Origin of the sequence: Streptomyces sp. NPDC086077 (assembly GCF_040686175.1) — a bacterium.
Taxonomy (GTDB): Bacteria; Actinomycetota; Actinomycetes; order Streptomycetales; family Streptomycetaceae; genus Streptomyces.
This window is the reverse complement of record NZ_JBFBJT010000269.1, coordinates 1-5,004: the sequence shown is the minus strand read 5'-3', so window position 1 is coordinate 5,004 and position 5,004 is coordinate 1. Positions and strand designations below refer to the sequence as shown.

Annotated in this window: 4 protein-coding genes and 2 pseudogenes; 5 read left to right on the top strand and 1 reads right to left on the bottom strand. The window is 72.6% G+C overall.

What is annotated here, in order from left to right; genetic code table 11:
* From AB0O67_RS36565 to AB0O67_RS36555, 3 genes and pseudogenes are all read left to right on the top strand, one after another.
* A partial coding sequence (locus AB0O67_RS36565; protein ID WP_365460171.1) for an acyl-CoA dehydrogenase family protein occupies positions 1 to 692 on the top strand: 692 nt, incomplete at its 5' end.
* Between the two features lie 451 nt (positions 693 to 1,143).
* Positions 1,144 to 2,277 (top strand): annotated as a pseudogene (locus tag AB0O67_RS36560) (hypothetical protein).
* 52 nt (positions 2,278 to 2,329) lie between these two features.
* Positions 2,330 to 2,646 (top strand): annotated as a pseudogene (locus tag AB0O67_RS36555) (phosphotransferase family protein); the annotation flags it as partial.
* A 22-nt stretch (positions 2,647 to 2,668) separates the two neighbouring features.
* On the opposite strand, the gene AB0O67_RS36550 reads toward AB0O67_RS36555, so the two are convergent.
* The gene (locus tag AB0O67_RS36550) at positions 2,669 to 3,115 is read right to left on the bottom strand and encodes a hypothetical protein (protein ID WP_365460168.1); all 447 of its coding nucleotides are present in this window, start codon (positions 3,113 to 3,115) and stop codon (positions 2,669 to 2,671) included.
* Between the two features lie 268 nt (positions 3,116 to 3,383).
* Here AB0O67_RS36550 and AB0O67_RS36545 point away from each other — a divergent pair, with 268 nt between their 5' ends.
* Positions 3,384 to 3,824, top strand: coding sequence for an Lrp/AsnC family transcriptional regulator (locus AB0O67_RS36545; RefSeq protein ID WP_006136660.1), 441 nt, complete (start codon positions 3,384 to 3,386; stop codon positions 3,822 to 3,824).
* Between the two features lie 148 nt (positions 3,825 to 3,972).
* The coding region (locus AB0O67_RS36540) for an amidohydrolase family protein (protein WP_365460165.1) at positions 3,973 to 5,004 on the top strand (1,032 nt) is incomplete at its 3' end.

Genomic DNA, 5,004 nt, shown 5'->3' with positions numbered 1-5,004 from the left:
CCAAGGCCTGGATCACGCACGGCGGCATCGCCGACTTCTACACCGTCATGGCCCGCACCGGCGAGGACGGCCCGCGCGGGATCACCGCCTTCCTGGTGCCCGGCGACGCCGAGGGACTGAGCGCGGCGGCGCCCGAGAAGAAGATGGGCATGAAGGGCTCGCCCACCGCCCAGGTCCACCTCGACGGCGTGCGCGTCCCCGACGCCCGGCGGCTCGGCGAGGAGGGACAGGGCTTCGCCATCGCGCTGTCCTCGCTCGACTCCGGGCGGCTCGGCATCGCGGCCTGCGCGATCGGCGTGGCGCAGGCGGCGCTCGACGAGGCCGTCGCGTACGCCACCGAACGCAGGCAGTTCGGGCGCCCGATCGCCGACTTCCAGGGGCTGCGCTTCATGCTCGCCGACATGGCGACGCAGATCGAGGCGGGCCGCGCCCTGTATCTCGCGGCGGCGCGGCTGCGCGACGCCGGGCGGCCCTTCGCCCGGCAGGCGGCGATGGCCAAACTGCACTGCACCGACACCGCCATGAAGGTCACCACGGACGCGGTCCAGATCCTCGGCGGCTACGGCTACACCGCCGACTTCCCGGCCGAGCGCTACATGCGGGAGACCAAGGTCCTCCAGATCGTCGAGGGCACCAACCAGATCCAGCGGATGGTCATCGCCCGTCACCTAGCGGGTCCGGAGACGCGCTGAACTGACCGGTCCTGACCAGGGGCGCCGCCAGCCGGATCCATTCCGGGTCGTGGTGCCCCGGCAGGGTGCGCCCACGGTGCGCCCAGGTGCGCATCAGGTCGCGGTAGATGGGTGGGTCGGGGAGCGGCTGAGGCTGCGGCGGTGGCGCGGGGAGCGGGGTCTGCAGGGGGCGCGGGGCGTGCGGAAGCGATTCTGCGTACCGGGGAGCGAATACGCGGTACTGACGCCCGGTCGTGGACGAGGTGGAAGTCGGGGTCATATCTGGGCAACGCGACGGTATGCGGGCAGGTCACCCCGCCCGGGAATCGAGCGTGGGTTCGTCGCCCGTTCCGGTCGTCCTGGCCGGCCGGGTCGTCCCTCGCCCCGTCCCTGAGCCGTCCTGTTCCGTTCCTCTGGCCGCCGACGTTGTTCTGACGTACCGTCAACTTCACCGTGCCCAGGGAGGTTTGCCGTGGTCGACGATCGTCCGGTGCCGCTCGACGACTACCCGGTGCACCAGGTGCCCCTGTCGATGAAGCACGTCGCGACCGGGGACCGGAACGCCTACGACCGCGGCATCTTCCACGTCCTCGACCATGAGGGCCGCGCCCTGCTGATCGCCGGACTCGGCGTCTACCCCAACACCGGGGTGATCGACGCCTACGCCACCCCGCGCATCGGCGACACGCTGCACGCCGTACGCGCGTCCGACGCCCTCGGCGACGACCAGATGCGCCTGGCGGTCGGCCCGCTGCGTACGCACGTCGAACACCCGCTGCGGGAGTACGTGCTGAGCTGCGCCGCCGACCCGGACGACCCTGACGGACTGTCGTACGAGGTCCACTGGTCCGCGGACTTCCCGCCGCTGTGGGAGCCGCACCACCAACAGCGGCGGGGCAGCCGGCTCACGCTGGAGGGCAGGCGGTTCGTGCAGGCGGGCCGGTGCGTCGGCTGGATCCGGGCCGGGGATCAGGAGATCCGCCTCCAGGCCGGCCGGTGGACCGGCACCCGCGACCGCAGCTGGGCGGGCGGCCGATCCCCGGTGAGGACGGCGGGCGGTTCGCCGAGGAGTACCCGACCGAGGGTTCCACTGGGTCTGGTGCCCGGTCCGCTTCGAGGACCGGTTCCTGATGGTGATCGTGCAGGAGGACGCCGACGGCTACCGCACCCTGAACGACGCCACGGTCGTGCGCCCCGGCCGCCGCGACCGCCAACTCGGCTGGCCCCGGCCGGAGATCACCTACCGCTCTGGCACCCGGCACCCGGCACCCGGCACCCGGAGCACGCCCTGATCCACCTCGGCGACCCGCGCAAGCCGCTGGAACTGGACGTGGAGATCCTGACGTCGTCCCCGCTCGCCGTCGGCGCGGGCTATCCGCCCGCCGGTGACTGGCAGCACGGCACCTGGCGCGGCCGCGACTGGACCGACCGCCGCGTCCACGACCTGGCCGACCCGGCCGCGCACCCCCTCGCCGCGTACGGCGTCACCGACCACGCGGCCCGCTTCCGGCTGGACGGCGAGATCGGGTACGGCATCTTCGAGCACGGCTCGTTCGGGCGGCACGAGCCGAGCGGGTTCGCCGGGTTCGACTCGGTGGCGCCGTAGCGGCGTGGCGTGCGCGTCCCCGGACGGGAGGAACCCATGACACCTCGCCCCGGCCCCGCGCGAGGTGAACCTCGGCTGGACCGTCCACCTGCACCGCTTCTTCCACGACCTCACGGTCGCCTCGGGGCAGCGCGGGCTGCCGGACTTCCCGCGCCGCGACCGGATCGAGGCGCGCTACGCCCGGCTCACCGGCCACACGCCCAGGACATGGTCTTCTCCACCCTGGACGCCGCCCTGCGGCACGCGATCGTGATGCTGCGCGTCGCCTGCCAGCAGGTGCACTTCGGTGAAGTCGCCGCCCCGGCGGACCCGGACGCAGTGATCCTGCACCACGGCAGCCTGGGCGCCATGGTGCGGGGCAGCTACTGGGGTCGAGGCCGAGCGTGGTGGCTCAGGCGGCGTGACGCCGCATGTCGGGTACCCGCATCGGGCGTGAGCCCGGGCCGCCGACGTGCGAGAAGGGCTGCGTCCGCCAGTCCAGTCCCTGAGGGAGCGTCAACAGCAGGGCGGTGTGCTGCTCCTGGGGTTCGATGGACTCGTCCGCGGGGCGCGCGTCGGTGGCCCGGCGGCCCGTACCGGCACAGACCGTGAGTCCGAACGGGTTCCACGGTGAGGCGCACAGCGCGTGCTCCGGGAGGAAGTCCTCGTCCGCGAGCAGGGCGATGGGCTGTGCGCAGTCCGGGCAGATCACCCGGTACATCTCGAAGGTGTCGTACGCGTCGAGTTCGTCGGCTTCCTCGCCACCGAAGGCGTCGGGTTCGACACCCTCCGGCTCGGGCTCGACGACCAACTGCTGCCGCTTGGGTGCGGTACGACCAGGGCGCTTAAGACTCTGCATGGGATTCTCCCCCTCGGACTGGGCCGTGAAGGCGCTGCGGCCTCGACCACAGCAAGCACTTCCCAGCCCCTCTCCGGGGTAATCACGACTTCATTACGGAGACTGTTCGAAGCCTGTGGTGTTCGTCACATGCTGCTCGCAGGTGCCACGCGTGGTGCTTTTGTCCCCCGAGTGGCTCACAGGCCGCTCTCCAGGACATCACGAACCGGGCATGACCTGCACCGCTGAGGTATCCCATGAGGTCAGGCGCACTGTAGGTTCTTGCGCCATGGAGGAGCTGGACCGACAGATCGTGCAGCTGCTCGTCAAGGACGGGCGGATGAGTTACACCGACCTCGGCAAGGCCACGGGGCTGTCCACGTCGGCCGTGCACCAGCGGGTGCGCCGGCTGGAGCAGCGCGGCGTGATCCGCGGGTACGCCGCTGTCGTCGACCCCGAGGCGGTCGGGCTGCCGATGACCGCCTTCATCTCGGTGAAACCGTTCGACCCCAGCGCCCCCGACGACATCGCGGACCGGCTCGCCGGCGTCCCCGAGATCGAGGCCTGCCACAGTGTCGCCGGCGACGAGAACTACATCCTCAAGGTGCGGGTCGCCACCCCGCACGAGCTGGAGGAACTGCTGGCGCGGGTGCGTTCGCTCGCGGGGGTCTCGACGCGGACGACGGTGGTGCTCTCCACGCCGTACGAAGCACGGCCACCGCGGATCTGAGGCACCCGACGCGGCACCGGGTCTGGAGCCGTCCAGGGCCCCGCCTAATGCGGGGCGCCCTGCTCGCGGGCCCCTGCGGCCACCCCTGTCGTCGGATCCGGGGCACCTGCGTGCAGCGGGGCTCCCGTGAGGCGCGAGACTGTGTGTCATGAGTGAAAGCACCGCCCCGGCCAAGACCGTTCTGCTCCGTCGCGGAGAGGTCCACAGTCCCTCCGATCCGTTCGCGACCGCGATGGTCGTCGAGCGCGGCCAGGTCGCCTGGGTCGGCTCCGAGGGCGCCGCCGACGCCTTCGCGGACGGCGTGGACGAGGTGGTCGACCTGGACGGGGCTCTGGTCACCCCGGCGTTCACCGACGCCCACGTGCACACCACCTCCACCGGCCTGGCCCTGACCGGCCTCGACCTGTCCGGCGCCGGCTCCCTCGACGAGGCGCTGGCCCGCGTACGGGACTTCGCCGGCGCACGCCCCGACGACCGCGTCCTGCTCGGCCACGGCTGGGACGCCGCACGCTGGCCCGGCGGGCGCCCCCCGACGCGGGCCGAACTCGACGCGGCCACCGGCAACCGCCCCCTCTACCTGAGCCGCATCGACGTCCACTCGGCGGTCGTCAGCACGGCCCTGCTCGACCTCGTGCCGGGTCTGGAGCGTCAGGACGACGCCCCCCTCACCCGCGACGCCCATCACTCCGTGCGCGCCGCCGCGTTCGCAGCCGTGACGCCCGCGCAGCGCACCGAGGCCCAGCGCGCCGCCCTCGCGCACGCGGCATCCCTGGGTATCGGCTCGGTCCACGAGTGCGCCGGGCCGGACATCTCCTCCGAGGACGACTTCAGCGCCCTGTTGCGACTCGCCGCCGAGGAGGTGGGCCCGCGCGTCGTCGGCTACTGGGCCGAGCGCGACGTCGACAAGGCGCGCGAGCTGGGCGCGGTCGGCGCGGCCGGGGACCTGTTCGTGGACGGCTCCCTCGGCTCCCACACCGCCTGCCTGCACGAGCCCTACGCCGACGCGGACCACCTCGGCACCGCCTACCTGGACTCTGACGCCGTCGCCTCGCACGTGGTCGCCTGCACGGAGGCGGGCCTCCAGGCGGGCTTCCACGCCATCGGCGACGCCGCCGTGACCACCGTCGTCGAGGGCGTGCGCGCCGCCGCCGAGAAGCTCGGCCTCGCCCGTGTCCGTGCC